A 23,418-nucleotide genomic window follows, 5' to 3' on the forward strand; every position below is an offset into this window, starting at 1 on the left:
TCAAACCATTCCAATGACAAGGAGACTGCGCGATGACCCGTCTTGCCCAGTACCGCCGTCCCTACTGGGACACCCAGCCCGAATACCGCTTCGATCCCTATGCCTCGACGCAGAAGCGCTCGCCGGGCCAGCCGCTGATTGCGCTGCCGCAGTCGCTGTCTGAAGTGACCGGTCCCACCTTTGGCGCCGAGTTCGTCCGTGAAGGCGATAACGACCTCACCGTCGGCAACGGCGGCGAGCCCATCGGCGAGCGCATCCTCGTGACCGGCCGCGTGCTGGACGAGAATGGCAGGCCGGTGCCGAACGCGCTGATCGAGGTCTGGCAGGCCAATGCGGCCGGCCGCTACGTGCACAAGCGCGACCAGCATGATGCGCCGCTCGACCCGCATTTCTCGGGCGAGGGCCGCACCGTCACCGATGCCAGCGGGCGCTACCAGTTCAAGACCATCAAGCCGGGCGCCTATCCCTGGCGCAACCACCACAATGCCTGGCGGCCGCAGCATATCCACTTCTCGCTGTTCGGCAACGCCTACGCCACGCGGCTGGTGACGCAGATGTATTTCCCCGGCGATCCGCTGTTGCCGTTCGATCCGATCTTCAACTGCGTGCCGGACGAAAAGGCGCGCGACCGGCTTGTGGCCAGCCTCGACTGGGAGACGACCCAGCCCGAATACGCGCTCGGCTACCATTTCGATATCGTGCTGCGTGGCCGCGATGCCACGCCGATGGAGTAAGACCATGCTTTACGCCACCGCATCCCAGACCGTCGGCCCTTATCTCCATATCGGCCTGAACGGCCTGAACTGCGCCGACCTGACCGCCAGCGCGCCGGAACTGGCTGGCCAGCGCATCGTGATCGAAGGCCGCGTGACCGACGCCGACGGCGAGCCCGTGCCGGACGGCATGGTCGAGATCTGGCAGGCCAACCCCGCCGGCCGCTACCGCCACCCCGACGATGCGCGCGAGCTGCCGCTGGTGCCTGGCTTTACCGGCTTCGGCCGCGTGCCGACCGAGGCCGACGGCTCGTTCCGCTTTGTCACCGTCAAGCCCGGCACCGTGCCCGGTCCGGACGGCCGGCCGCAGGCGCCGCATATCATGGTGTCGGTGTTCATGCGCGGGCTGGTCAAGCATGTCGCCACGCGCATGTACTTCCCGGACGAAGCGGCCGCCAATGCTGCCGATGCCGTGCTGGCGCTGGTCCCCGCCGAGCGCCGCGGCACGCTGATTGCCAGCGATGCCGGCAACGGCACGCTGCGCTGGGACGTGGCGCTGCAGGGGCAGGGCGAGACGGTGTTCTTCGATATCTGAAGGCCCCGCTGCCGGCAACAGACGCATAATCGGGTGGCCGTCGATGTCACGGCCACTCACGCTACCCATCGCCCCCAATGCCAACCGCTATGCGTCTTACCGATCCCATGTCCGGCAGCCCGGCCGTGCTGGACATTTTCTCCGACGCCGGCACGGTGCAGCGTATGCTTGCCGTGGAGGCCGCGCTCGCGCGCGCCGAAGCCGACAGCGGCGTGATCCCTGCCGCGGCCGCGGCCGTGATTTCAGACGTCTGCCGCGACCCCGGCATCATTGACCGCGACGCGCTTGCGCAAGCCGCTGTCGCTGCCGGCAATCTCGCCATTCCCTTCGTCAGGCAACTGACCGCCGCCGTGGCCGCGCGCGATGCCGAGGCGGCGCGCTTTGTCCACTGGGGCGCCACCAGCCAGGACATCATCGACACCGCACTGGTGCTCCAGGCCGGCGACGCGCTGCGCGCGCTGGATGCCGACCTGGTGCGCCTGGGCGAAGCCTGCGCCGCGCTGGCTTCGGCGCATCGGGCCACGCCGATGGTCGCGCGCACCTGGCTCCAGCATGCCCTGCCAGCCAGCTTCGGCCTCAAGGCCGCGGGCTGGCTCGATGCGCTGCGCCGCGATCTCGGCCGTCTCGATGCCACCCGTGTCCAGACCCGCGTGCTGCAGTTCGGCGGCGCCGCCGGCACGCTCGCCAGCCTTGGCCAGGCCGCGCCCGCGGTGACCGCCGCGCTGGCCCGCGAACTGGACCTGGCCGCCCCTGTGCTGCCGTGGCACGCACATCGCGACCGCATGGCCGAGATCGCCACCACGCTGGGCATGCTGATCGGCACGCTCGGCAAGATGGCGCGCGATATCTCCCTGATGATGCAGACCGAGGTGGCGGAAGTGGCCGAGCCAGCCGGCCCCGGCCGCGGCGGCTCCAGCACCATGCCGCACAAGCGCAACCCGGTCGGCTGCGCGGCAGTGCTGACGGCCGCGGTGCGCGTGCCCCCGCTGGTGGCGACGATGCTGGCGGGCATGGTGCAGGAACATGAACGCGCCCTGGGCGGCTGGCAGGCAGAGTGGGACACGCTGCCGCAGATCGTGACGCTGGCCGCCGGCGCGCTGCGCCAGATGGGCGAGGTCGTGGCGGGGCTGCAGGTCGATACGGCGCGCATGCGTGCCAACCTCGGCCTCACCCATGGCCTGATCCTCGGCGAGGCGGCGATGCTTGAACTTGGCAGCAGGATCGGTCGGCTGCCAGCGCACCATCTGGTAGAGCGTGCCTCGCAACGTGCGGTGGCCGACGGCACCAGCCTGCGCGACGCGCTGGCCCTCACGCTGCAATCCGACCCGGCGCATGCCGGCCTGCTCGATGACGCCGTGCTGGACCGCCTTGCCGACCCGGCCAACTACGCGGGCCAGTCAGCTGCCTTTGCGGACGCCGCCGTGCAGGCCTGGCAATCCGCGCTGGCGGCGCGCCAGTCCTGAGACTGCCCTGAGCCCGGAACTACCGCGATGCGCCGGCCACGCCGCCGGCCGCGCACCCAAGGAGACTGTATTGCCCTACCTCGACCACGCCGGCGCCCGGCTCTTCTACACCGTTGACGGCCCCGATTCCGCGCCGGCCATCCTCTTCTCGAACTCGCTCGGCACCGACCACACCATGTGGGAGCCGCAGGCTGCCACGCTGGCCGGGCGCTTTCGCGTGGTGCGCTACGACACCCGCGGCCACGGCCGCTCGACCGCGCCTGGCGATGCCTTTACCGTGGCGCAGCTCGGGCAGGACGTCATCGCCATCCTGGATGCGCTGGGGATCGGGCAGGCGGTGTTCTGTGGCCTGTCGATGGGCGGGCTCACCGGGATGTGGCTGGGCATCCATGCGCCGCAGCGGTTCTCGCATATCGTGCTGGCCAATACCGCCGCGAAGATCGGCAATGCCGACGGCTGGAATACCCGCATCGACACCGTGCTGCGCGAAGGCATGGCCGTGATGGTCGCGCCTTCGGTCGAACGCTGGTTCACGCCGGGGTTTGCCGCCACGGCGGAGCGCGCCCTGGACGGCTTGCGCGATGTGCTGGCCGGGCTCGATCCGCGCGGCTATGCGGCCAATTGCGCGGCCGTGCGCGACGCCGATTTCCGCGAGTCGGTCGCGTCGATCCAAGTGCCGGTGCTGGTCATCGCCGGCAGCCAGGACCCGTCGACCCCTGCGCAGGAAGGCCGCGAGCTGGCTGATGCGATTCCCGGCGCCCGCTTTGTCGAACTGCCCGCCGCGCATATTTCCAGCATCGAGCAGCCCGGCCGCTTCACGGCAGCGCTGCTCGATTTCGTGCGCGGCCGGCTGCCGGTGACCGATGATCATGCGCGCTACGACGCCGGCCTTGCCGTGCGGCGCGAGGTGCTGGGCAGCGCGCACGTGGACCGTTCGCTCGCGCGGCTGACCCCGCTCAACGAGGAATTCCAGAACCTCATCACGCGCTATGCCTGGGGCGAGATCTGGACGCGCGAAGGCCTGCCGCGGCATACGCGCAGCCTGCTGACCATCGCCATGATGGTGGCGCTGAACCGCCCGGAGGAGCTCAGGTTGCATCTGCGCGCCGCCGCCAACAATGGCGTGACGCGCGACGAGATCAAGGAGGTGCTGCTGCAGACCGCGATCTATTGCGGCGTGCCGGCGGCGAACTCGGCCTTTCATCTGGCCGAGGAGGTGTTCGCCGGGATGGACCAGGCCGGCTGACCGGTCACCCCGCCGCATCCGCGGGCGGCGGCATGGCTGCCGGCAGCCGCGCGCGCCCCGATTGCCGGAACTCTGTCGGCGACTGTCCTACCAGCCGCGCGAAGAAGCGCGAGAAGTAGGCGGCGTCGGAGAACCCGAGCGACAGGGCGATGTACTTGACCTCCAGGTCGCTGAAGAGCAAGTCGCGCTGCGCCTCGGCCAGCACGCGCGCATGGATCATCTGCAGGGCCGACTGCCCGCACGCCTGTCGGCACACGCGGTTGAGCTGTGTGGGCGTGATGCCGATGGCGCCGGCATAGTGCGCGATTTCCTTCTGCTCACGATAAGCTGACTCGAGCATCTGCTGAAAGTGCTGGAAGTGCCGCGCGGGCCGGCTGTTGCTGCGCACCGCGGCCGGCGCGGTGGCATTGGCCAGCCGCGCGATGCCGATCAGCAGCAGCGTCATCAACGCCGACAGCGACGCCCCCGGCCAGGCGGACACAGTTTCCATCTCGCCACGAACGAGCGCCAGCGTATCGGCCAGCGCGTGGCCCCGGCGCACGCGGTCGTGGCGCGGACGGGCGAACAGCGGCAGCGCATCCGGCACACCGGCCAGCAGCGTGCGCAGGTGGCTGTCGGTCATGGTCACAACCATGCCGTCGGTGTCCGGAGTGAAGACAAAGCCGTGGATGTGCCGTGGCGGCATCGTCACCAGCGAACCGCTGCGCAGCGGTTCGCGCCGCTCCTCCAGCAAGGCTTCGCCGGCGCCTGAGTGAATGTACAGAATTTGCAGGAAGCGCTCATGCCGGTGTGGCTTGATCTCCCACCCGTGCAGGCGGCTGCGCGCGGCGATGGACTCAAAATGCAGCTGGTTTGACAGCAATTCCGAGGGATTGGTGCCGTACAGCGAGTACGTCGGGACAGGTCTCACGGTGGCTTCAGTGTTTACCAGCGATGTTCCGATTGTCCTGTCATTGGTTCGATCTGTCCATTCCTTGGCGGGCCACCGCCGACTATCTTTAGCGGCAGAAGACGGATACCCACAAGGAGACAAGACATGCGCACCCAGGTTGCCATCATCGGCGCCGGCCCGGCCGGCCTGCTGCTCGGCCAGTTGCTGACACGCGCCGGCATCGACAACATCATCATCGAACAACGCAGCCCCGAATACGTGCTTGGCCGCATCCGCGCGGGCATCCTGGAGAGCGTCACCGTCGACGCGCTGGAACGCGCCGGCGTGGCCCGGCGGCTGCATGCGGAAGGCCTGGTCCACCACGGCATCGCACTGTCGTACGGCGGGCAGCGCCACCATATCGACCTGCATGCGCTGATCGGGCGCAGCGTCACCGTGTACGGGCAGACCGAGGTCACGCGCGACCTGATGGAAGCGCGCCGCGCCGACGGCACCCCCACCATCTATGAAGCGCAGGAAGTCAGCGTGCAGGGCTTCGACGGCAGCACGCCGTCGGTGCGCTATCGCAAGGATGACGCCATGCACGAGGTTGCCTGCGACTACATCGCCGGCTGCGACGGCTTTCACGGCATCTGCCGCGAGAGCGTGCCGGTGGCGGCGCGGCAGGTGTTCGAGCGCGTCTATCCGTTTGGCTGGCTGGGGCTGTTGTCGGAGACGCCACCCGTTGCCGATGAGCTGGTCTACGCCAGCCATGAGCGCGGCTTCGCGCTGTGCAGCATGCGTTCACGCCACCGCAGCCGCTACTACGTGCAGGTGGCGTCGAGCGAGCGCGTGGAAGACTGGTCCGATGAGCGCTTCTGGCAGGAGCTGCGCAGCCGGCTCGATCCGCAGACGGCAAGCGCGCTGGTGACCGGGCCCAGCATCGAGAAGAGCATTGCGCCGCTGCGCAGCTTTGTGTGCGAGCCGATGCGTTTTGGCCGGCTGTTCCTGGCGGGCGACGCGGCGCATATCGTGCCGCCTACCGGGGCCAAGGGGTTGAACCTGGCGGCCAGTGATGTGCTGGCGTTGTCCGAGGGTTTTGAAGCCCGTTACCGCCATGCCGATGCCAGCGGCCTCGATGGCTATTCCGCGCGTTGCCTGCAGCGGGTGTGGAAGGCCGAGCGCTTCTCGTGGTGGATGACTTCGCTGTTGCACCGGTTTCCGGATGCGGATGCGTTCTCGTTGCGGATGCAGCGGGCGGAGCTGGAGTATTTGGTGGGGTCGGAGGCGGCGTCGCGGGCGCTGGCGGAGAATTATGTGGGGTTGCCGTATTGAGCTGAGTGCGCTGCGCGATTGCTGACAGCTTTTGCATGCTGCGGGTTTGCTCCCTCTCCCGCGAGCGGGAGAGGGAGCAAACAATCGGGTTCCCGGAACTCGGTAGCACCTTGCCGGCAGCCAACGCTACGCTACCAGCGCGCCGGCACCCGGCACCATCGCCTGCACCGCCTGCAGCGTGTCTCCGACCACCCCACCCACCAGCACCACGGCCGGGCTGGCCAGCCCCGCTGCGAGCGATTCGGCGAGCGTGCCGAGCGAGCCGGTCCAGCTGCGTGCCTGCTCGCTGCCGGCATGCATCACCACCGCCGCTGGCATGTCGCTGCACATGCCCGCCGCCAGCAAGCCGTCGCGGATCGCCGCGATCCGGCTCATGCCCATATAGATCACCAGCGTGGTGCCGCCACGCACCAGCGCCTGCCAGTCGGGCGAGCCGTGCGCGCTGGTATGGCCGGTGACAAAGGTCACGCCATGGCAGTGCGCGCGGTGGGTCAGCGCAATCCCCAGTGCCTGCGCGGCGGCCATGCCGCTGCTGATGCCGTTGACGATCTCGACGGCCATGCCCTGGCCGCGCAGGAAGGCCGCTTCTTCGCCGCCGCGCCCGAACAGCAGCGGATCTCCGCCCTTGACGCGCGCCACGTTGCGGCCGGCCAGCGCATGCTGCAGCGTCAGCTGCTGGATGCGTTCCTGGCTGACCGAGCAGCGCCCGCCGCGCTTGCCGACCCACTCCACATGGGTGCCGGGGCTGGCATAGCAGGACATCTCCGGCGCGACCAGGTCATCGACCAGCCAGACCTCGGCCGCGGCCAGCGCGCGCATGGCGCGTACCGTGACCAGGTCCGGGCTGCCGGGGCCGACGCCGACCAGCCAGACCTTGCCGGGCTTCAGGGGGGAATTCATCTTGGCCTCCTGCAATGGGGCATCACCACGCCGGCTCAGTGGCTGGTGCCGGCCGAGCGCGTGGTCTTGTTGAAGACGTTGTACTTGCCGATTGGCTTGTCCATCGGCAGGCGCCTGACCTCCTGCAAGGTGGCCGCGTCGTACACGACGATGGCGCCGTCGCGCTCCATCAGGCTGACCAGCGCGTAGCGCCCGTCGCGCGTGAATTCGACGTGGGCGGCGGTGCGCCCAGGGCTCGGCGTGACGCTGCCGACCACCCGCAGGCTTTGCTTGTCGATCACCTGCAGCGTGTCGCGCTTCGGGCTCATCATGGCGTCGGCCCAGGCGTAGGGGTTGTTTTCATGGCTACGCAGGAAAAAGCCCGGGCCGTTGGTTGGTATGGTGGCGATCGTATGCCAGGCCTGCATGTCGATCACCGTGATGCGCCCCTGCCCGAGGTCGGGCGAGGCCATCACTTCACGGCCATCGCGCTGCCAGGTGATGCCGCTGCCCAGGTGCGGCATGCCGCCAAGCGCAAGCGCCGCAACCTTGCGGCCCTTCTGCAGGTCGATCACTTGTCCGCCACCTTTGCGCGAAGCGCCCAGGATATGGCGATAGGACTGGTCGAAGAAGAAGTCATCGAGCACATCATCCAGCACCACCACGCGCGGTGCCAGCGCGGGCAACGGCGCGCCGGCCGCATCGGCATACGGAATCTCCCAGACCTCGGCGATATCCTTCAGCGCGGCAAAAAAGCTGTGGCGCGGCGCGGCGTCGTAGACGGCGGAGACGCGCGAGGCCTCGCCATCGCGCCCCCTCACGTCGATCACCCGCGCCAGCGACAGGTCTTCGGCATGGAGCAGCACCAGCGTGCGCGGCAGCGTATTGCCGGCCAGCACCCAGCGGCCGTCGTCGCTGACGGCGACGTTGCGCGTGTTCACACCGGCCCGGATCTCCGCCACATAGGCCAGGTTCCACACGTCGTATTTGCTGACCCAGCCATCGCGGCTGGCCATGTAGACATAGCGGCCGTCGCGGCTGAACTTGGGGCCGCCGTGCAGCGCAAAGCGGGTGGCAAAGCGATGGACCGGTGCCAGCCGATCCCCGTCCAGCACGGTCACATGATGGCTGCCGGCCTCCACCACCACGAACAGGTTTTGCGGATCGGCGCTGAACACGGGCCGTGCCGGCAGGCTGCCGGGGGCGTGGTGGACGATATGGCTGGCGCGAATGGCCTCTGCGTTCCATTGCGGCGTGGCTGCGGGCGCCGTGCGCAGCCAGCGCGCCAGCGCCTGCAAGTCGGGTTCGGCCAGCGTGCCGGCGAATGCCGGCATCTGCGTGGCGGCACGGCCATCGTGCAGCACCTGGTCAAGTTCGCTGGCGCGCAGGCGTTCCAGGCTCTCCGGCAGCAGCGCGGGGCCCATGGCGCCGAGGCGGTCGGTGCCATGGCAGGTGGCGCAGTGCTGGCTGTAGACCGCCGCGGGTTCGGCGGCCATGGCGGATTGCGCGGCGCCGGCAAAGGCCAGGGCGATCAGCCATCGGAGCACGGTCTTCATGCTGCGACCTCCGTGCCCGGCGTATGCGCGATCTCGTCATCGCTCAGGTAGCAACCCGGGTCCTCCGCCCAGGGGTTGCCCGTCAGCGCAAAGGCGCGCACCCGGGTGTTGCCGTTGCAGATGGCGCGATATGCGCAGCCGGCGCAACGCCCCTGCAGCGGACGCGGCGTGCTGGCCAGGCCCGCCATCAGCGGATCGGCGCGGCTGGCCCAGATATCGCCGAACGGCCGCTCGCGCACATTGCCCACGGTCACGTGCCACCACATCGTGTCGGGATGGACATTGCCCAGGTTGTCGATATTGGCCACGCCGACGCCGGTGGCGTTGCCGCCCCAGTGTTCCAGCCGCTGGCGCAAATCGGCCAGGCGATGCGGCAGGCGCCTGGCGATCCAGTACAGCAGGTACACGCCATCCGCATCGTTGTTGCCGGTGACGAAGTCGCCCGCATGGCCCTGCTGCGTGCGCTGCCAGACGTGGTCGAACAGCCAGTCGAGCGCGGCGCGGGTGCGGGCATGGTGCGCGTCTTCGGCGCGATGGCTGCGCGCACGGCCGGCATAGTTGAAGTGAGACAGGTAGAACTTGTCGATGCCCTCGCATTCGGTCAGGGCCACCAAGTCGGGCAGTTGCGCCGCGTTGGCTTCGGTCAGCGTCATGCGCACGCCCACGCGCAGGCCGGCCGCACGCGCGGCGCGCAGGCCGGCCTGCGCCTGCGCGAAGGCGCCGTCGCTGCGGCGGAACCGGTCGTGCGTGGCGGGCAAGCCGTCCAGGCTGACGCCGACGTAGTCGAAGCCCGCTGCCGCGAGCCGGGCGGCATGCCCTGCATCAAGCAGCGTGCCGTTGGATGACAGCGACAGGTGGAAGCCGAGCGCGCGCGCCCGTGCGGCAATCTCATAGAGGTCAGGCCGCAGCAGCGGTTCGCCCCCGGACAGGATCAGCGCGGGCACGCGCGCATCGCGCAGCTGGTCGAGCACGCGCAGCGCCTCGGCGGTATCCAGCTCGCCCTTGAAGTCCGTGTCGGCGGAGGTGGCATAGCAATGCCGGCAGTTGAGGTTGCAGCGGCGGATCAGGTTCCAGATCACCACCGGGCCGGCGGGCTTGCGCGGCGGCGGCACCGGGCCGGCATCGCGCAGGGCTTCCATGAAGCGGGACAGGCGGAACATGGGCGGGGTTTCCTATTGGTCTGGGCCGGGCGACGGCAGGCGCAGCCCGGTTTTCTTGAGGATGCGGGTGGACCACAGCACGTCGTGCGCGCGGCAGGCGTCGCCAAGCAGTGCCGCGATCGCGGCAACCTGCGGCGCGGCGTCTTCGCGGGAGCGCGCATGGACCATCGCGAACAGGTTGTAGGGCCAATTCGGCAAGTGGCGCGGACGGCGATAGCAATGGCTGACGAAGGGCAGGGCGCCGATGCGCTCGCCCAGCGTGTCAATGCACGCATCGTCCACGTCCCACACGGTCATGCCGTTGGCGCGCCAGCCCAGCCGGTAGTGGTTGGGCACGGCGCCGATACGGCGCAGCACGCCGCGCGCCTGCATCGCAGCCAGCCGCGTGATCACCTCGTGCTCGGTCAGGCCGAGTTCGCAGGCCACCGCCGCATAGGGCGCCGGCACCAGCGGCAGGCCGGCTTGCGTGGCGCGGATCAGCGCCAGGTCGACGGGATCGACAGGCTCGGACATCAGGCGGGCAGGTAGAGGTTGACGAAGAACTCGCGTTCCTTCGGGAACGGCAGGATCTCGACGCCGGCCGCCGCGGCAATGCGCGCGAGCACCGGTGCGACCTCCCCCGGCCTTGCCACCGCCAGCACGAACCACAGGTTCAGGTGATGCGTCCGCGCATAGTGGTGGGCGACCTCGGGGTGCGCGTTGACGGCGGCGATCACAGCTTCAATCCGTTCGGCTGGCGTATGGCAGGCGCACAGCACGAAGCTTCCGCCTGCGCGCTCGATCTGGTACAGCGGGCCGACGCGCGTCAGCACGCCTGCGGCAAGCAGCGCGCGCAGCCGCTCCAGCAGTTCGGCCTCGGTGATGCCGAGGGCCGATGCGGCTTCGGCATACGGATGCGGCACCAGTGGCAGGCCGCGCTGCAGCGCGTTGATGATGCGGCGGTCGAGCGGGTCGAGTGCTGCGATTGCACGGGTCATGCCGACACCTGCATGGCATAGCGTGTGCCGCGCTGCTTGTAGCAGCGCGTGCCGACCAGCACGGTCCCGGGCGCATGTTCCAGCCCGGCGGTGGCGTGGATGCGCGCCAGCGCGGGCTGCAAGTCCTCCGCATTGCGCGCATGGACCATCGCAAACAGGTTGTAGGGCCAGTCGGGCAGCCGGCGCGCGCGGCGGTAGCACAGGGTCACGCGCGCCTGCCGGGCCAACCGCATGCCGATGGCGTCCACGTGCGCGTCGGGCACGTCCCACACGCACATGGCGTTGTGGCCGAAGCCGAAGCGCCCATGCTGCAGCACCACGCCCAAGCGCCGGATCACGCCCTGCGCGGACCAGCGCGCCAGCCGCTCCAGGACCTGCGGCATCGGCATCCGCGCTTGCGCCGCCAGCGCGTGGAACGGGCGCGGCGTCAGCGGCAGGCCGGTTTCCAGTGCTGCCACCAGGCGCCAGTCGTCATCGTCCAGGGCGACAGGTGCGGCGGGAGCGGCCGCGCTGGCTGCGCGGCGGGCGCGTGCGCTGCCCGGGCGCGCGAGCGGGAAACCGAGGTCGATGTGATACTCGCGGGCCATGGGCAGGTCCAGCGGCGCCAGGCCGGTCATGTCCCCGATCGACGCCAGCGTGACGTCGAGCATGCGTCGCTCGCGCGCGCCCGCGACAAACCACAGGTTGTACGGGTGGCCGCTGCGCGCATAGTTGTGGCTGACCGCCGCGCAGGCGCTGACGCGCGCCGCCACGCGGTCCAGCTGGGCCGGCGGCACGGACAGCGCCGCCAGCGTGCTGACGCCGATCACGTTGGGCGCGAACACGGCGCCGACGCGGCTGATGCGCCCGCTGCCCAGGTCGCGCGCCAGCAGGCTCAGCAGCGTGTGTTCACACAGGCCGAGCTTGCCGGCCAGCGCCTGGTAGGGCCGCGGCTGCAGCGGGAAATCGCGCTGCAGGGTGTCGTAGAGGTTCAGTTCATCGTACATGGGGCCCTTACATGCCGAACCGTTGCGCGCGCACGGTGAAGAAGATGCCGCTGGGGTTGTCGGCGGGCAGCGTGGCAATGCGCGCCAGGCTGGCGGTGTCGTAGACCTCGACACGGTTGTCGTCGCGGCAGGACAGCCACAGCGACTCGCCCTTGGGTGTGAACTCCATGTGCAGCACGCCTCGGCAGGGATGCAGCGTGCGCACCACCTGGCGCGTGGCGGTGTCGATCACCTGCACCGTGTCGTTGTGGGGGAAGGCGAAGTTGACCCAGACCTGGCGCCCGTCTGGCCGTGCCATCACAAAGACCGGCTGGCCGGCCAGCGGCACGCGCGCGGCCTGCTGCCAGCCGTTGGCGGGGTCGGCCACCAACACCTCATGACGGCCGATCGCCGGCAGCCAGGCCATGCCCTGGGCCATGGCCCAGCCGCGCAGGTGCGGCATCTTGTAGACCGGCAGCGGCGCGCTGCCGCGGCCGTAGCCGGAGAGCACGCGGCGCGACAGCAGCGGCGCCTGCCACAGGTCGACCAGCGCCAGGCCGTCCTCACCGAACAGGCCGGCCAGGTACCAGCGGCCATCGGGCGTGACCAGTCCGTCGTACGGCTCGCGGCCGGCGGGCAGGCGTGTCACCTGCGGCCGGCGCGGATAGCTGGCGTCGATGATCCAGATCTCGCCGGATTCGAACAGGCTGGCGGCAAAGCGGCGGCCGGGCAGGTCGGCCAGGCCCACCACCTTGGAGCGGCGGCCGTCATTGCCGATCGCCGGCAGGTCAGCCAGCGGTTCAAGGGTCTGTGCGTCGAACAGGCGGATGCCGCCAGGCGCGTAGTTCTGCGCGGCCACCACGCGGCCATCCTGCGAGATCGCGCCGCCGATGCTGTTACCCGCCTGCAGCATGCGGTGGGTGATGCGGGCGCTGAGCAGGTCCACGCGCGTCAGTCCCCCGTCGCGGCCGAAGACATAGGCGTAGCGTGCATCGCGCGAGAACACCACGCTGGCGTGGGACAAGTCGCCGAGTCCTTCCACCGTTGCCAGCCGGGTCATGCCGGTGGTCTCGACAATCTGCAGCTGCCCGGCGGCGCGCTCCACCACCACGCCCAGGTCGCCGGTGCCGCGCACGGCGCTGGCACAACCCGCCACCAGCGCGGCGGCAACGGTGGCGCACAAGGCCGCGGCCAGGCCGCGGATCAGTTGCCTTGCGGCGAGGCGGCCGGTGGCTTGCCGGCCTGCAGTCGATCGATCAGCCATTGGGCTTCATCCTGCGTCATGAAGGGTTGCCAGGGCGGCATCGCGGTGCCGGGGCGGCCGTACAGCACGGTGGCGATCAGGCCCGCGGGCGGCTTGCCGGACAGCGCCTCGCGCGTCAACGGCGGGCCCAGCCCGCCGCGCAGCGTCATGCCATGGCAGGCGCCGCAGTCATCGCGCAGCCAGTGCGCAAGCTGCGCCTGCCGGGCAGGGGTGGGCTGGGCCGCCGCGCCGGGCGCTGCGCCCAGCAAGGCAGCTGCCAGCCCCGCCAGTGCAGCGCGCCGCCAGGCGATGTGATCACGCATGGTGGTGCCGGCTCAGTACACGTCGTGCTGCGTGTTGTAGGCGTTGAACTTGCCGGTCGGGGTGACCAGGCGCTTGTCCTTGATCACGGTCTTGAGCGTGCGGGTCTTGTCATCGACCACCACCAGCGCGGACTCGCCGTCCTTGGTGCCCCAGACCGAGAACCAGACCTCGTCGCCGGCCTTGTTGTATTCGGCCTGCACCACGCGCCTGGCGCCCGCGCCCTTCAGCTCGGCCCATTCAGCGATCGGCAGCACCTTGTAGCCGGCTTCCAGGTTGCGCGTGTCGAATACCGCCACCGACTGGTTGAGCTTGGCGTCAGGGTTCAGCGGCGTGTCGACCCACAGGTTGGACGACTTCGGGTGGGTCTTGATGAAGAGCGAGCCGCCGCCCTGGCCCTTGATGGTCTGCACCACCTTCCACGCCTGCGCCGGGTGTCCGACCGGATCGGTGCCGATCAGGCTGATCGTCTCGTCGCCAAGGTGGCTGGTGGTCCAGACCGGGCCGAACTTCGGATGCGTGAAGTTGGCGCCGCGTCCCGGATGCGGGGTCTTGCCCACGTTGATCAGTGCGGCCAGCTTGTTCTCCTTGGTGTCGACCACGGCGATCTTGTCGGACGCATTGGCGGCCACCAGGAAGTAGCGGCCGGTGGCGTCGAAGCCGCCGTCATGCAGGAACTTGGCTGAATCAATCGTGGTGGTCTTCAGGTTGGACAGGTCCGAGTAGTTGACCATCAGGATCTTGCCGGTCTCCTTGGCGTTGATCACGAACTCCGGATGGAAATGGCTGGCGACGATGGCCGCCACGCGCGGCTCGGGGTGGTATTCGTTGTCCACGGTCATGCCGCGCGTGGAGACCACCTTGAGCGGCTTGAGCGTGTCGCCTTCCATGATCACGTACTGCGGCGGCCAGTAGGACCCGGCCACGGCGTACTTGTCCTCATAGCCCTTGTACTTGGAGGTCTCGACCGAGCGCGCCTCCATGCCGACCTTCACTTCCGCGACGATATCGGGCTTGGGCAGCCACAGGTCGATCAGGTCCAGCCGCGCATCGCGGCCGATCACATACAGGTAGCGCCCGGACGCCGACATGCGCGAGATATGCACCGCGTAGCCGGTCTTGACGATATTGATGATCTGCTTGCTGTCGCCGTCGATCAGCGCCACCTCGCCGGCATCGCGCAGCGTGACCGAGAAGAGGTTGTCAAGGTTGTACTGGTTCATCTTCCTGGTCGGGCGCTGGGCCACCGGCAGGATGTCCTTGCGGCTTTTCTCGATATCGGCCAGCGAGTACTCGGGCGGGGTCGGCGGGTCGAGCTGGATATAGCGCGCCATCAGGTCGACTTCCGGGTCGGAGAGATCGCCCGAGGTGCCCCAGTTCGGCATGCCGGCGGGGCTGCCGTACTTGATGAAGGTCTTCAGGTACTCGGTGCCGCGCGCGCGGGTGATGTCCGGCGTCAGCGCCTTGCCGGTCGCGCCCTTGCGCAGCACGCCGTGGCAGCCGGCGCAGCGCTCGAAGTAGATCTGCCGGGCGTGGTCGAACTCAGCGGCAGTGAGGGTGGGGATGGCGGCCTTCTGTTCCGCCTTCGGTTCTGCCTTGGTGGCTGCATGTGGCAGCCCGAGCCAGAGTGAGAGCGGCAATGCCGCGATTGCCGGGTACAGCCAGTTTTTTGCTTTCATGGGTGCCGTGGATCAGCGGTGAGGAAAGCGGTTTCGCGGTGCCCATGCCTGGGTGGCGGGCACCTGTCGTCATGTGGGAAGCATGCGGACACACTGACGACATGGAATTGACTGGCATCAAACGGCGGCGGTGGTGCGGGAACGAAGTGTGGGTGGTTGATGTTTGTCGTTTGCGATGGTGCAAGCGCACCGTGGAGGCGATGCGCTTGCAAGGCAGGGTTCAGGTCGGGCCCAAGCGGTCGCGCGTGCGCCTGGCCACGTTCGTTGTCCACGGGAACGCGCCCCGGTACTGCTGGATGAACTGCTCGATCTCGCCGCGCTGCCGCAGCGACAGGCCGATCATGTCCAGCCCTTCGATAAACATGCGGCGGTGCCGTGCCGACAGGTCGAAGGCGTAGTCGCCAGACGGAGTGCGCACCCGCATCGCCTCGACATCGATGCTGATGGTGTTGCCCGCGTCCGCATCCACGTCGTTCATCAACGGCTCGATCACCTCACGCGGCAGCATCACCAGCAGCAGCCGGTTGTTCATCGCGTTCGAATAGAAGATCTCGCCGAAGCTCGGCGCAATCACGGCGCGGATGCCAAATTGCTGCAGGCCCCAGACGGCGTGCTCGCGGCTGGAGCCGCAGCCGAAGTTGGCGCCGCTCACCAGGATACTGGTGCCGGCGTACTCGGGCCGGTTCAGCACGAAGCCAGGGCGCGGCGCGCCGCTGGCATCGAAGCGGTGGTCGTAGAGGATGCCCTCGGCCAGCCCGGCCTTGTCGATCCCGCGCAGAAACTGCTTGGGGATGATCTGGTCGGTATCGAGGTTCTCGAAGCGGATGGCGGCGCCTTTGCCGGCGATGCAGGTGTGTTCAGGCATGGGTGATCTCCAACTTGCGGACGTCGGTGATGACGCCGGTGACCGCTGCCGCGGCGGCCATGGCCGGGCTCATCAGGTGGGTGATGGCACCGCGTCCCTGCCGGCCCTCGAAATTGCGGTTGGTGGTGGAAGCGCAGCGCACGCCGTCGGCGAGCACGTCGTCGTTCATGGCCAGGCACATCGAGCAGCCCGGTTGCCGCCATTCAAAGCCGGCGGCGGTGAGGATCCCGGCCAGGCCCTCGCGCTCGGCCTGGGCCTTGACCGCGCCCGACCCAGGCACCACCATGGCCCGGACCCCTGCAGCGACCTTGCGGCCGCGCACTACGCTGGCCACCGCGCGCAGGTCCTCGATGCGGCCGTTGGTGCAGGAGCCGATGAAGACGTGCTGGATCGGCGTGCCTGCCAGCGCGGCGCCCGGTTGCAGGTGCGTGTACGCCAGCGCGCGCTCGACCGAGCGCTGCTCGGCCTCGTCGATCTGGTCTTCCGGGAACGGGATCTGCCCGGAAACCGGCAGCACCTGGTCCGGGCTGGTGCCCCAGGTGACGTAGGGCTCGATCTCGCTCGCGTCGAACACGAAGTCCATGTCGAACACGGCGTCCGGATCGCTCTGCAGCGTGGCCCAGTAGCTGAGCGCGGCGTCGCGCTGCGGGCCTTCGATATCCACGGCGCGGCGCAGCACATAGTCGGTGGCGACCGCGTCCGGCGCGATCAGCGCGCCGCGCGCCGCGGCTTCCACGGTCATGTTGCACAGCGTGAAGCGGGCCTCGACGCTCAGGTCGCGGATCGCCGATCCGCAGTACTCCACCACGTAGCCGCGCGCACCTTGCGCGCCGATCGCGCCGATGATCCTGAGGATCAGGTCCTTGGCGGTGGTGCCGGCGGGCAGCTTGCCGTCCACGCGGATGCGCATGGTCCTGGCCATCCGGTAGACCAGCGTCTGGGTGGCCAGCACATGCTCGACCTCGGACGTGCCGATGCCGAAGCCCAGCGCGCCGAGCGCGCCGTAGGTGGTGGTATGGCTGTCGCCGCAGATCACCACCATGCCCGGCCGGATCATGCCGTGCTCGGGCGCGATCACGTGCTCGATGCCCTGCAGCGTGTCGTTGGTGTCGAACAGCGGGATCGCGTGCCGCTCGCAGTTGGCACGCAGGTTGGTGGCCTGCAGCGCCGAGGCCGGGTCCGCGATCACGCGGATCGCTGTGGGGTGCGTCGGGATGATATGGCTGACCACCGAGACGTTCTGTCCCGGCACCAGCACGCCGCGGCCCTGTTCATGCAACCCGGCGAAGGCCTGCGGGCTGGTGTACTCGTTCATCAGGTGCAGGTCGCAGTACAACAGCACATTGTCGTCGTCGATCCTGGCCACGGTATGGGAGTCGACCAGCTTCTGGTATAGCGTCTTGGGGGTCATGGCAACTGCCTTGTCTGTCGTTATTCCGCGGTGATGCCGCGCTGCCTGATCAGGTTGGCCCACACAGGCATCTCCTTTTCCAGGCGCTGGCGTGCCGCCTCGGGCGTGGTCGGGGTGGGCTCGAAGCCTTCCTTGAGCATGCGGTCACGGGTTGCCTGCGCGGCCAGCGCGGTGTTCAGTGCCGCGTTCAGCTTGTCGATCACGGGCTTGGGCGTGCCGGCCGGGGCAAACACCATGAACCAGGTCTCGAAGGCATAGCCGGGCAGGCCCGCCTCGGCCGCGGTCGGCACATTGGGCAACTGCGGCGAGCGCCTGGTGCCGGTGACGGCGAGCGCCTTGAGCTTGCCGCCCTGCACATGCTGCTGCGCGGCCGAGACCACCGGGAAGCTCATGTCCACCTGGCCCGCAATGGTGTCGACCAGGGCCGGGCCGCCGCCGCGGTACGGCACGTGGACGATGGAGACGTTGGCCACCGACTTGAACAGCTCGGCCGACATATGAAAGGTGCTGCCGTTGCCCGCGGACCCGTAGGTCAGCTTGCCCGGCGTAGCCTTGGCCGCCGCGATCAGTTCCTGCAGGTTCTTGGCGGGCACGTTGTTGTTGACCACCAGCACATGCTGCGAGCTGGCGACCATGCCGATGGGGGCCAGGTCTTTCAGCGTGTCGTAGGGCATGCGCGGGAACAGGCCCGGGTTGATCGCCAGGGACACGGTCTGCAGGCCGATGGTGTAGCCATCGGCGGCGGCCTTGGCCACGGCATCGACGCCGATATTGCCGCCGGCGCCGGCACGGTTCTCGACCACGATGGTGCCGCCCAGGCTCTTCGACCAGGCATCCGAGACCAGGCGCGCGGCGATGTCGGCGCTGCCGCCCGGGGCGTACGGCACGATCAGGCGTACCGGGCGCTGGGGATAGGACTGCGCCGCGGCCGTGCCGATCGACGCGGCACACAGCAGCAAGGCCGTGAGGTGGGCAACTTTCATGAGTGTCTCCTGGTTTAGGAATCGTTATGGAAACCATCGTATCATTCACTCAGAAGCACATAATTCAAACTCAGTTACTTCTTTGTTTCCTGGTATTCACTAATGGATAACCTCTCGGACGTCGCGTTCTTCGCGTGCATCAACAAGCACGGCAGCCTGGCCGGCGCAGCGCAGGAGCTTGGCGTGACGCCGCCCGCGGTCAGCAAGCGGCTGGCGGGGCTGGAGGCACGGCTGCGCGTCCGGTTGCTGCACCGGACCACGCGCCGCATCAGCCTGACGCCGGAAGGGGAAAGCTATCTGGTGGAAGGGGCGCGGATCCTTGCGGAGATGGAGGCGCTGGAGCGATCGATCGCGGGCACCGGCAGCACCCCGCACGGCTTGCTGAAGATCGGCGCAACGCTCGGCTTCGGACGGCGGCATATCGCGCCGGCACTGTCGGGGTTCTCGCGCCGCTTTCCGAATATCGAGGTCCAGCTCTACCTGAGCGACCGGCCCCTGAACCTGGTCGAGCAGGGCCTGGACGCCATGATCCACTTTGGAGAGATGCCGGACGTGCGGCTGACGGCGCGCCTGCTGGCCAGCAACCGCCGCCTGCTCTGTGCCGCGCCGTCCTACCTGGAAGCGCGGGGCGAGCCGTCGAGCCCGCGCGAGCTGGCGCGGCACAACTGCATCTTCATCCGCGAAGCCGACGAGACCTTCGGCACCTGGCACCTGCGCCATGGCGCACAGCAGGAGACCGTCAAGGTCCGCGGCACCATGAGTACCAATGACGGGGAATCGGCGCTGGCCTGGGCGCTGGATGGCCAGGGCCTGATCGTGCGCTCCGAGTGGGATGTTGCGGAGCACCTGCGCAGCGGCGCCCTGCGCCGGGTGCTGCCGCAATGGCAGTTCGCGCCCGCGGATATCCATCTCGTGTTCCCGGCGCGCAACCATCGTCCGGACAAGGTGCGGGCGCTGGTGGACTTCCTGCTGGACCACTTTGCCAGCCACCGTGCGTCCGGCGCGGGCAGCGCGGACAACTGCTGGTAGCCATCCGGCGGCGATCATGCGCGGTATCGGGGCCGCGCCACCCGATACTGGGGGGCGATTCCAGCGCCACTAGCGTCCATCATGACTGGCAATACCAGAAGCCTGATGGAAACGCGCATGGAAACAGCCCCCACGCCCCAACCCGGACGCACGCTGCGTCACACCCGCCAGATCGAATGCCGCGGTTATCTGCGCGACGATGGCCTCTATGACATCGAGGCCGATATGCATGATATTTCCGCCGACGCCACCGAATTGCCCTTTGTCAGCGTGCCCGAAGGTGGCCTCATTCACCAGATGCGCCTGTGCATGACCATCGACGCGGACCTGGTGATCCGGCGTTTCGAGGCCCGCACCGAGACCGGCCCGACGCCGTACTGCGCGGAAATCAACGCCGCCTATCGGCAGCTGGAGGGTCTGCGCATCGGCGGTGGCTTCCGGCAGCAGGCCAGGGCGCGCCTGGGGGGCGCCAAGGGTTGTACCCACCTGACGGAACTGCTGGGGCCCCTGGCCACCACCGCGATGCAGACCATGATGTCGGTCCAGCGCGAACAGACGCCGTGGGATGCCAAGCTGGCAGGAGACGAGCCCGTACCCCGGCCCTGGATACTGGACACCTGCCACGCCTACCGCAACGACGGCGAGGCCGTGAACGTCATATGGCCGTTGCACCGTCGCGCGAGCGACTGAACGCGGCAGCCGCGGTCGCCGCCCCCGCCTCGTCCTTCATGGCGAGGATGAAGCCCCCCACCTGTGCAATGTCATCAAGAGCCATGCAGGGCAGCACCGTGTCCATGCGCGCATCGGTGGCCAGCGCGATGATCGAAGGATCGCCCGGATAGTAAGGCGCGCGCCCGTGCGCCGGCCGGTAGACCTCGATGCGCGGAATCGCCTCGCGCCGGAAGCCTTCCACCAGCGTGATATTGGCCGGCCGCAGGCGCGCCACCTGCTCGGCCAGCGTCGGCTCGGCCTCGTCGGCCAGTTCGCGCACGATGGCAAAGCGATAGGGCGATGCCACCATCACCTCGGCCGCGCCGGCGGCGCGAAAGCGCGCGCTGTCCTTGCCCGGCGGTTCCAGTTCCAGCGGATGATGGCTGTGCTTGATCACGTTGACGGTCAGGCCCTGTGCGCGGAACCACGGCAGCAGCGCCGTGATCAGCGTGGTCTTGCCGCTGCCGGAGGTGCCGGTGATGCCTAGGATGAAGGGATGCATGGTGTCAGGGTTCGCAGGATTCGCGGAGTTCAGTTTGGGCGGGCAGCGGGCACACCAGCGGCAGGAAGCTGTCGGCACGCTGCGAATAGGCCAGCAGTGCGCCGGCCTGCAGGTCGAAATACCAGCCGTGCAGCGTCAGCCTGCCGGCCTCCAGCGCACGCCGCACGAATGGGAAAGTCTGCAGGTTGCGCAGCGACACCAGGGTCGCCGCCTGCTCGCAGCCGCGCTGGCGCTCGGCGGCGCTGGCCGTGGCCAGGGTTTCCTCTACCTGCCTGCGCGCCGGTGCGGCGATGCGCACCCAGGCGCCGATGTAGTCGGGGTCTTCGCCTTCATCGGGCGGATGGTCGCCGGCGTCGGCCGGCTGCGCCAGCAAGGCGCGGATGCCGCCGCAGCCGCCGTGGCCCATCACGATGATGCGGGCCACGCGCAGCTGCTGCACGGCAAACTGGATCGCTGCGGATACGCCGTGCAGGCTGCCTTCATGGCGGCCGGTGCAGGGCGGCACCAGGTTGCCGATATTGCGCACGGTAAAGAGCTCGCCCGGATCGCAGCCCAGCAGCAGGCCAGGATCGACGCGTGAATCGCTGCAGCCGATCAGCAGCGTGGGCGGGCGCTGGCCGGTGCGCAGCGTGTCGAACAGCCCGGGCTCGTCGTCGAAATAGCGTTGCTGGAAGCGTTCGAAACCTTTGAGCAGTTGTTCGATGTGATGCATGGCGGCATCCAGGCACTACTGCACCAGCGGGCTGTCGGCGCCTTCCAGCTCGATGCCTTCGATGCGCGCGCGCCCGATCAGCAGGCTGGCGTATTGCTTCCAGGCACGATCGCGCGCGGCGCTGGCCAGGGCGCGGGCAATGTCGCCGCGTACCGCATCAAAGGGCAGGCGCGTGCCGGGGCAGCGTTCCAGGACGCGCACGATATGCAGGCCGAAGCGGGTTTCCACCAACTGCGGCAGCACGCCGTCCTGCTGCGCGGCGAACAGCGCGCGCTCGAATTCCGGAGCGGTCTCGCCGCGGAACACGCGGCCAAGCCGGCCGCCGTTGGCGCCGCTCGGGCAATTGGACAGCGCGCGGGCGTGCTCGGGGAAGGTGGAAGGATCGCCCCGCACCAGTGCCAGCGTCTGCGCGGCGATCTCGCGCAGCGCGTCCAGCGGCACGCGCGGCGTGACCTGGAACAGGATATGGTCGGCCTCGACCCATTCGCCGTCGCGAAAGCGCTCCGGGCGGCTGTCGTAGTGGCGGCGGCAGCTGGCTTCGTCGGGCTCGGGGATGCCGGCCTCGCGTTCCAGCAGCGCCAGCGCCAGGGCGTCGTCGTCCAGCCCTTCGGCGGCGAGGCCGATGCGGTCGGCTTCGGCACGTACCAGCTGGCGCAGGATGGCCGAAATGGTGGCCAGCCGCGCCGGGTTGGCCGCATCGTGATGGTGGTCCAGTTCGCGTTCGATATCGGCGTCGCGCAGTTCCACGCCATTGACGGTGACAGGCATGCTGTTCTCCTTGTCGGGTTGCGGCGCTCAGCGGCTACGCACCAATTGCCAGGCGCGGCCGAGATAGCCGACCGAGGCAAAGCCGCTCCACACATGCACCAGCCGCGTGAACGGGAAGATCGCGAACAGCGTGATGCCCATGAACAGGTGCGCCTTGAACAGCAGCGGCGCATCCGCGACATAGCCGGCGGCGTCGCCGCGCAGCGTGACGATGTGCTGCGCCCAGGTCATCAGCTGCACCATCATGTGGCCGTCCATGTGGCTGGCGGATTCGAAGATGGTGGACAGGCCCAGCAGCAGCGTCACCAGCAGCCACAGCAGCAGCACCTTGTCGCCGGTGCGGGTGACCGCCGACACGCGGGCGTTGGTCAGGCGGCGGTGCAGCAGGATCAGCAGCCCGGCCAGGCACATGGTGCCCATCACGCCGCCGGCGGCCATCGCCACGGCCTGCTTGAAGCCGTGCGAGACACCCAGCGCATCCCACACCGCCACCGGCGTCAGCAGGCCAACCAGGTGCCCGAAGAACAGGCCCAGGATGCCGACATGGAACAGGATGTTGCCGGTGCGCAGGTTGCCGCGGTACAGCACCTGCGAGCTGTCGGTCTTCCAGGTGTACTGCTCGCGCTCGAAGCGCGCCAGGCTGCCGAACAGGAAGATGGCGGCAGCGATATACGGGTAGATGCCGAAGAGGAATTGGTGGATCGTTGCCATGGTGTGTTAACCCATTGTCTGGTGTTCAGTTTGCATTGCCATGCCCGGTCAGCAGGCAGCCGGCACTGGCGCCCTGACACGCGGATCGCGCGGATAGAATTTCACCGCTTGCGGACCCGTCTGCGGCGCCAGCAACGGTTCCACGCCGTCGGCTCCCGGCCCGAAGGTCTCCAGCGCCTCGTCCATGTCGCGCACCGGCGGTTCCTGCTGCGGTTGCGGCTGCACGTCGGTCAGCGTGTGCAGCACCGCGAACACGCTGGCGTAAGGGCTCTGGTTGCGCGTCAGGCGCTCGCCGATCGCGGCCAGCACGTGGATGGCCTCGCCCAGCAACTGCTCGGCGCGTGCTTCCTTGCCGTCGGCCACCAGTGCGCCGAGGAACTCCAGGAACAGCGGCACGTAGTCGGGCAGCTCGGACGCCGCGGGTTCAAAGCCGTCGCGCCGGTACTCGTCGATCAGGTCGACCATGGCCTGGCCGCGGTCGCGGCTCTCGCCGTGCACGTGCTCGAACAGGTGCAGCGAGTGCGCCGGGTTGCGGTCGAAGGTGGCGACGTAGTTCTCCTGCAGCGCGATCAGCGACTCGCTGCGCAGCAGGCCGGTCACGGGGGCCAGCAGCTCGCGCGCCTGCGGCCATTCGGCCAGCGCGGCATCGATCTCGGGCAGGGCGTCCAGCAGATCCTGCTCGGGATAGCCGAGCAGGGCGCTGAGGATGGGATAGAGGGGCAT

At 68.7% G+C, this 23,418-nt stretch carries 25 protein-coding genes; 7 read left to right on the forward strand and 18 right to left on the reverse strand.

The genetic code is table 11. The features are described 5' to 3' along the window. Positions 1–32: 32 nt before the first annotated feature. The 4 genes from pcaH (at position 33) to pcaDC (ending at position 4,017) form a co-directional block, all read left to right on the forward strand. Positions 33–734 carry a protocatechuate 3,4-dioxygenase subunit beta gene (gene pcaH, locus AC3WL8_RS03960; protein ID WP_013953882.1) on the forward strand — a complete coding sequence of 234 codons (702 nt, stop codon included), beginning with the start codon at positions 33–35 and terminating at the stop codon, positions 732–734. 4 nt (positions 735–738) lie between these two features. Then, positions 739–1,308 carry a protocatechuate 3,4-dioxygenase subunit alpha gene (gene pcaG, locus AC3WL8_RS03965; protein ID WP_013953881.1) on the forward strand — a complete coding sequence of 190 codons (570 nt, stop codon included), beginning with the start codon at positions 739–741 and terminating at the stop codon, positions 1,306–1,308. A gap of 107 nt (positions 1,309–1,415) precedes the next feature. Beyond that, the gene (locus tag AC3WL8_RS03970; protein ID WP_228772415.1) at positions 1,416–2,771 is read left to right on the forward strand and encodes a 3-carboxy-cis,cis-muconate cycloisomerase; all 1,356 of its coding nucleotides are present in this window, start codon (positions 1,416–1,418) and stop codon (positions 2,769–2,771) included. A 70-nt stretch (positions 2,772–2,841) separates the two neighbouring features. Further along, positions 2,842–4,017 (forward strand): bifunctional 3-oxoadipate enol-lactonase/4-carboxymuconolactone decarboxylase PcaDC, encoded by a 1,176-nt coding sequence (pcaDC, locus tag AC3WL8_RS03975; protein WP_492377928.1) that lies wholly within the window; start codon positions 2,842–2,844, stop codon positions 4,015–4,017. A gap of 4 nt (positions 4,018–4,021) precedes the next feature. Here pcaDC and AC3WL8_RS03980 read toward each other — a convergent pair whose 3' ends face one another. Next, the gene (locus AC3WL8_RS03980; protein ID WP_211979441.1) at positions 4,022–4,927 is read right to left on the reverse strand and encodes a helix-turn-helix domain-containing protein; all 906 of its coding nucleotides are present in this window, start codon (positions 4,925–4,927) and stop codon (positions 4,022–4,024) included. A 126-nt stretch (positions 4,928–5,053) separates the two neighbouring features. Between AC3WL8_RS03980 and pobA the strand changes: the two genes are divergently transcribed. Further along, positions 5,054–6,223, forward strand: coding sequence for a 4-hydroxybenzoate 3-monooxygenase (pobA, locus tag AC3WL8_RS03985; protein ID WP_492377929.1), 1,170 nt, complete (start codon positions 5,054–5,056; stop codon positions 6,221–6,223). A 126-nt stretch (positions 6,224–6,349) separates the two neighbouring features. Here the strand turns inward: pobA and cobA are convergent, their stop codons facing one another. The 12 genes from cobA to AC3WL8_RS04045 all read right to left on the reverse strand — a co-directional run bounded on the left by cobA (position 6,350) and on the right by AC3WL8_RS04045 (position 18,262). Next, a complete protein-coding gene (gene cobA / locus AC3WL8_RS03990) occupies positions 6,350–7,123 on the reverse strand; it encodes a uroporphyrinogen-III C-methyltransferase (RefSeq protein WP_153954137.1) in 774 nt (257 codons plus the stop codon). A gap of 35 nt (positions 7,124–7,158) precedes the next feature. Next, the gene (locus tag AC3WL8_RS03995; protein ID WP_492377930.1) at positions 7,159–8,658 is read right to left on the reverse strand and encodes a cytochrome D1 domain-containing protein; all 1,500 of its coding nucleotides are present in this window, start codon (positions 8,656–8,658) and stop codon (positions 7,159–7,161) included. Next, positions 8,655–9,818, reverse strand: coding sequence for a heme d1 biosynthesis radical SAM protein NirJ (nirJ, locus tag AC3WL8_RS04000; RefSeq protein WP_153954139.1), 1,164 nt, complete (start codon positions 9,816–9,818; stop codon positions 8,655–8,657). Before nirJ ends, AC3WL8_RS03995 begins: the two co-directional genes overlap by 4 nt. Before the next feature lie 12 nt (positions 9,819–9,830). After that, the gene (ahbB, locus tag AC3WL8_RS04005; RefSeq protein WP_013953873.1) at positions 9,831–10,331 is read right to left on the reverse strand and encodes a siroheme decarboxylase subunit beta; all 501 of its coding nucleotides are present in this window, start codon (positions 10,329–10,331) and stop codon (positions 9,831–9,833) included. Further along, entirely contained in the window at positions 10,331–10,795 is a 465-nt protein-coding gene (locus AC3WL8_RS04010) for an AsnC family transcriptional regulator (RefSeq protein WP_153954140.1), read from the reverse strand. The genes ahbB (AC3WL8_RS04005) and AC3WL8_RS04010 overlap by 1 nt, the downstream gene beginning before the upstream one ends. Beyond that, positions 10,792–11,781 carry a siroheme decarboxylase subunit beta gene (ahbB, locus tag AC3WL8_RS04015; protein WP_013953871.1) on the reverse strand — a complete coding sequence of 330 codons (990 nt, stop codon included), beginning with the start codon at positions 11,779–11,781 and terminating at the stop codon, positions 10,792–10,794. Before ahbB (AC3WL8_RS04015) ends, AC3WL8_RS04010 begins: the two co-directional genes overlap by 4 nt. 7 nt (positions 11,782–11,788) lie before the next feature. Then, a complete protein-coding gene (locus tag AC3WL8_RS04020; RefSeq protein WP_153954141.1) occupies positions 11,789–13,024 on the reverse strand; it encodes a cytochrome D1 domain-containing protein in 1,236 nt (411 codons plus the stop codon). Further along, a complete protein-coding gene (locus AC3WL8_RS04025; protein ID WP_153954142.1) occupies positions 12,964–13,326 on the reverse strand; it encodes a c-type cytochrome in 363 nt (120 codons plus the stop codon). Before AC3WL8_RS04025 ends, AC3WL8_RS04020 begins: the two co-directional genes overlap by 61 nt. 12 nt (positions 13,327–13,338) lie before the next feature. Then, positions 13,339–15,003 carry a nitrite reductase gene (locus tag AC3WL8_RS04030; protein WP_153954143.1) on the reverse strand — a complete coding sequence of 555 codons (1,665 nt, stop codon included), beginning with the start codon at positions 15,001–15,003 and terminating at the stop codon, positions 13,339–13,341. Between the two features lie 220 nt (positions 15,004–15,223). Further along, entirely contained in the window at positions 15,224–15,868 is a 645-nt protein-coding gene (gene leuD, locus AC3WL8_RS04035; protein WP_153954144.1) for a 3-isopropylmalate dehydratase small subunit, read from the reverse strand. Next, a complete protein-coding gene (gene leuC / locus AC3WL8_RS04040; protein WP_013953866.1) occupies positions 15,861–17,279 on the reverse strand; it encodes a 3-isopropylmalate dehydratase large subunit in 1,419 nt (472 codons plus the stop codon). Before leuC ends, leuD begins: the two co-directional genes overlap by 8 nt. Positions 17,280–17,299: 20 nt before the next feature. After that, positions 17,300–18,262 (reverse strand): tripartite tricarboxylate transporter substrate binding protein, encoded by a 963-nt coding sequence (locus AC3WL8_RS04045; RefSeq protein WP_211979436.1) that lies wholly within the window; start codon positions 18,260–18,262, stop codon positions 17,300–17,302. Positions 18,263–18,364: 102 nt separating this feature from the next. Here AC3WL8_RS04045 and AC3WL8_RS04050 point away from each other — a divergent pair, with 102 nt between their 5' ends. Both AC3WL8_RS04050 and AC3WL8_RS04055 read left to right on the forward strand, forming a co-directional pair. Further along, positions 18,365–19,291: a LysR family transcriptional regulator gene (locus AC3WL8_RS04050; RefSeq protein WP_013953864.1), complete on the forward strand. Its 927-nt coding sequence runs from the start codon at positions 18,365–18,367 to the stop codon at positions 19,289–19,291. Positions 19,292–19,408: 117 nt separating this feature from the next. Further along, positions 19,409–19,981 (forward strand): DUF2889 domain-containing protein, encoded by a 573-nt coding sequence (locus AC3WL8_RS04055; protein ID WP_041228722.1) that lies wholly within the window; start codon positions 19,409–19,411, stop codon positions 19,979–19,981. Here the strand turns inward: AC3WL8_RS04055 and mobB are convergent. From mobB to narJ, 5 genes are read right to left on the reverse strand one after another with little or no spacing between them, the layout of a single operon-like run. Next, positions 19,947–20,504, reverse strand: coding sequence for a molybdopterin-guanine dinucleotide biosynthesis protein B (gene mobB / locus AC3WL8_RS04060; RefSeq protein WP_013953862.1), 558 nt, complete (start codon positions 20,502–20,504; stop codon positions 19,947–19,949). The two genes, AC3WL8_RS04055 and mobB, sit on opposite strands and share 35 nt — an antisense overlap. A 4-nt stretch (positions 20,505–20,508) precedes the next feature. Continuing rightward, positions 20,509–21,216, reverse strand: coding sequence for a carbonic anhydrase (locus AC3WL8_RS04065; protein WP_153954147.1), 708 nt, complete (start codon positions 21,214–21,216; stop codon positions 20,509–20,511). Between the two features lie 15 nt (positions 21,217–21,231). After that, entirely contained in the window at positions 21,232–21,984 is a 753-nt protein-coding gene (locus AC3WL8_RS04070) for a peptidylprolyl isomerase (RefSeq protein WP_013953860.1), read from the reverse strand. 27 nt (positions 21,985–22,011) lie between these two features. Beyond that, positions 22,012–22,695, reverse strand: a complete 684-nt coding sequence (gene narI, locus AC3WL8_RS04075) for a respiratory nitrate reductase subunit gamma (RefSeq protein ID WP_153954148.1) — start codon at positions 22,693–22,695, stop codon at positions 22,012–22,014. A gap of 48 nt (positions 22,696–22,743) precedes the next feature. After that, positions 22,744–23,418 carry a nitrate reductase molybdenum cofactor assembly chaperone gene (gene narJ / locus AC3WL8_RS04080; protein ID WP_492377931.1) on the reverse strand — a complete coding sequence of 225 codons (675 nt, stop codon included), beginning with the start codon at positions 23,416–23,418 and terminating at the stop codon, positions 22,744–22,746.

This window comes from Cupriavidus sp. FW305-F7 (assembly GCF_058782875.1).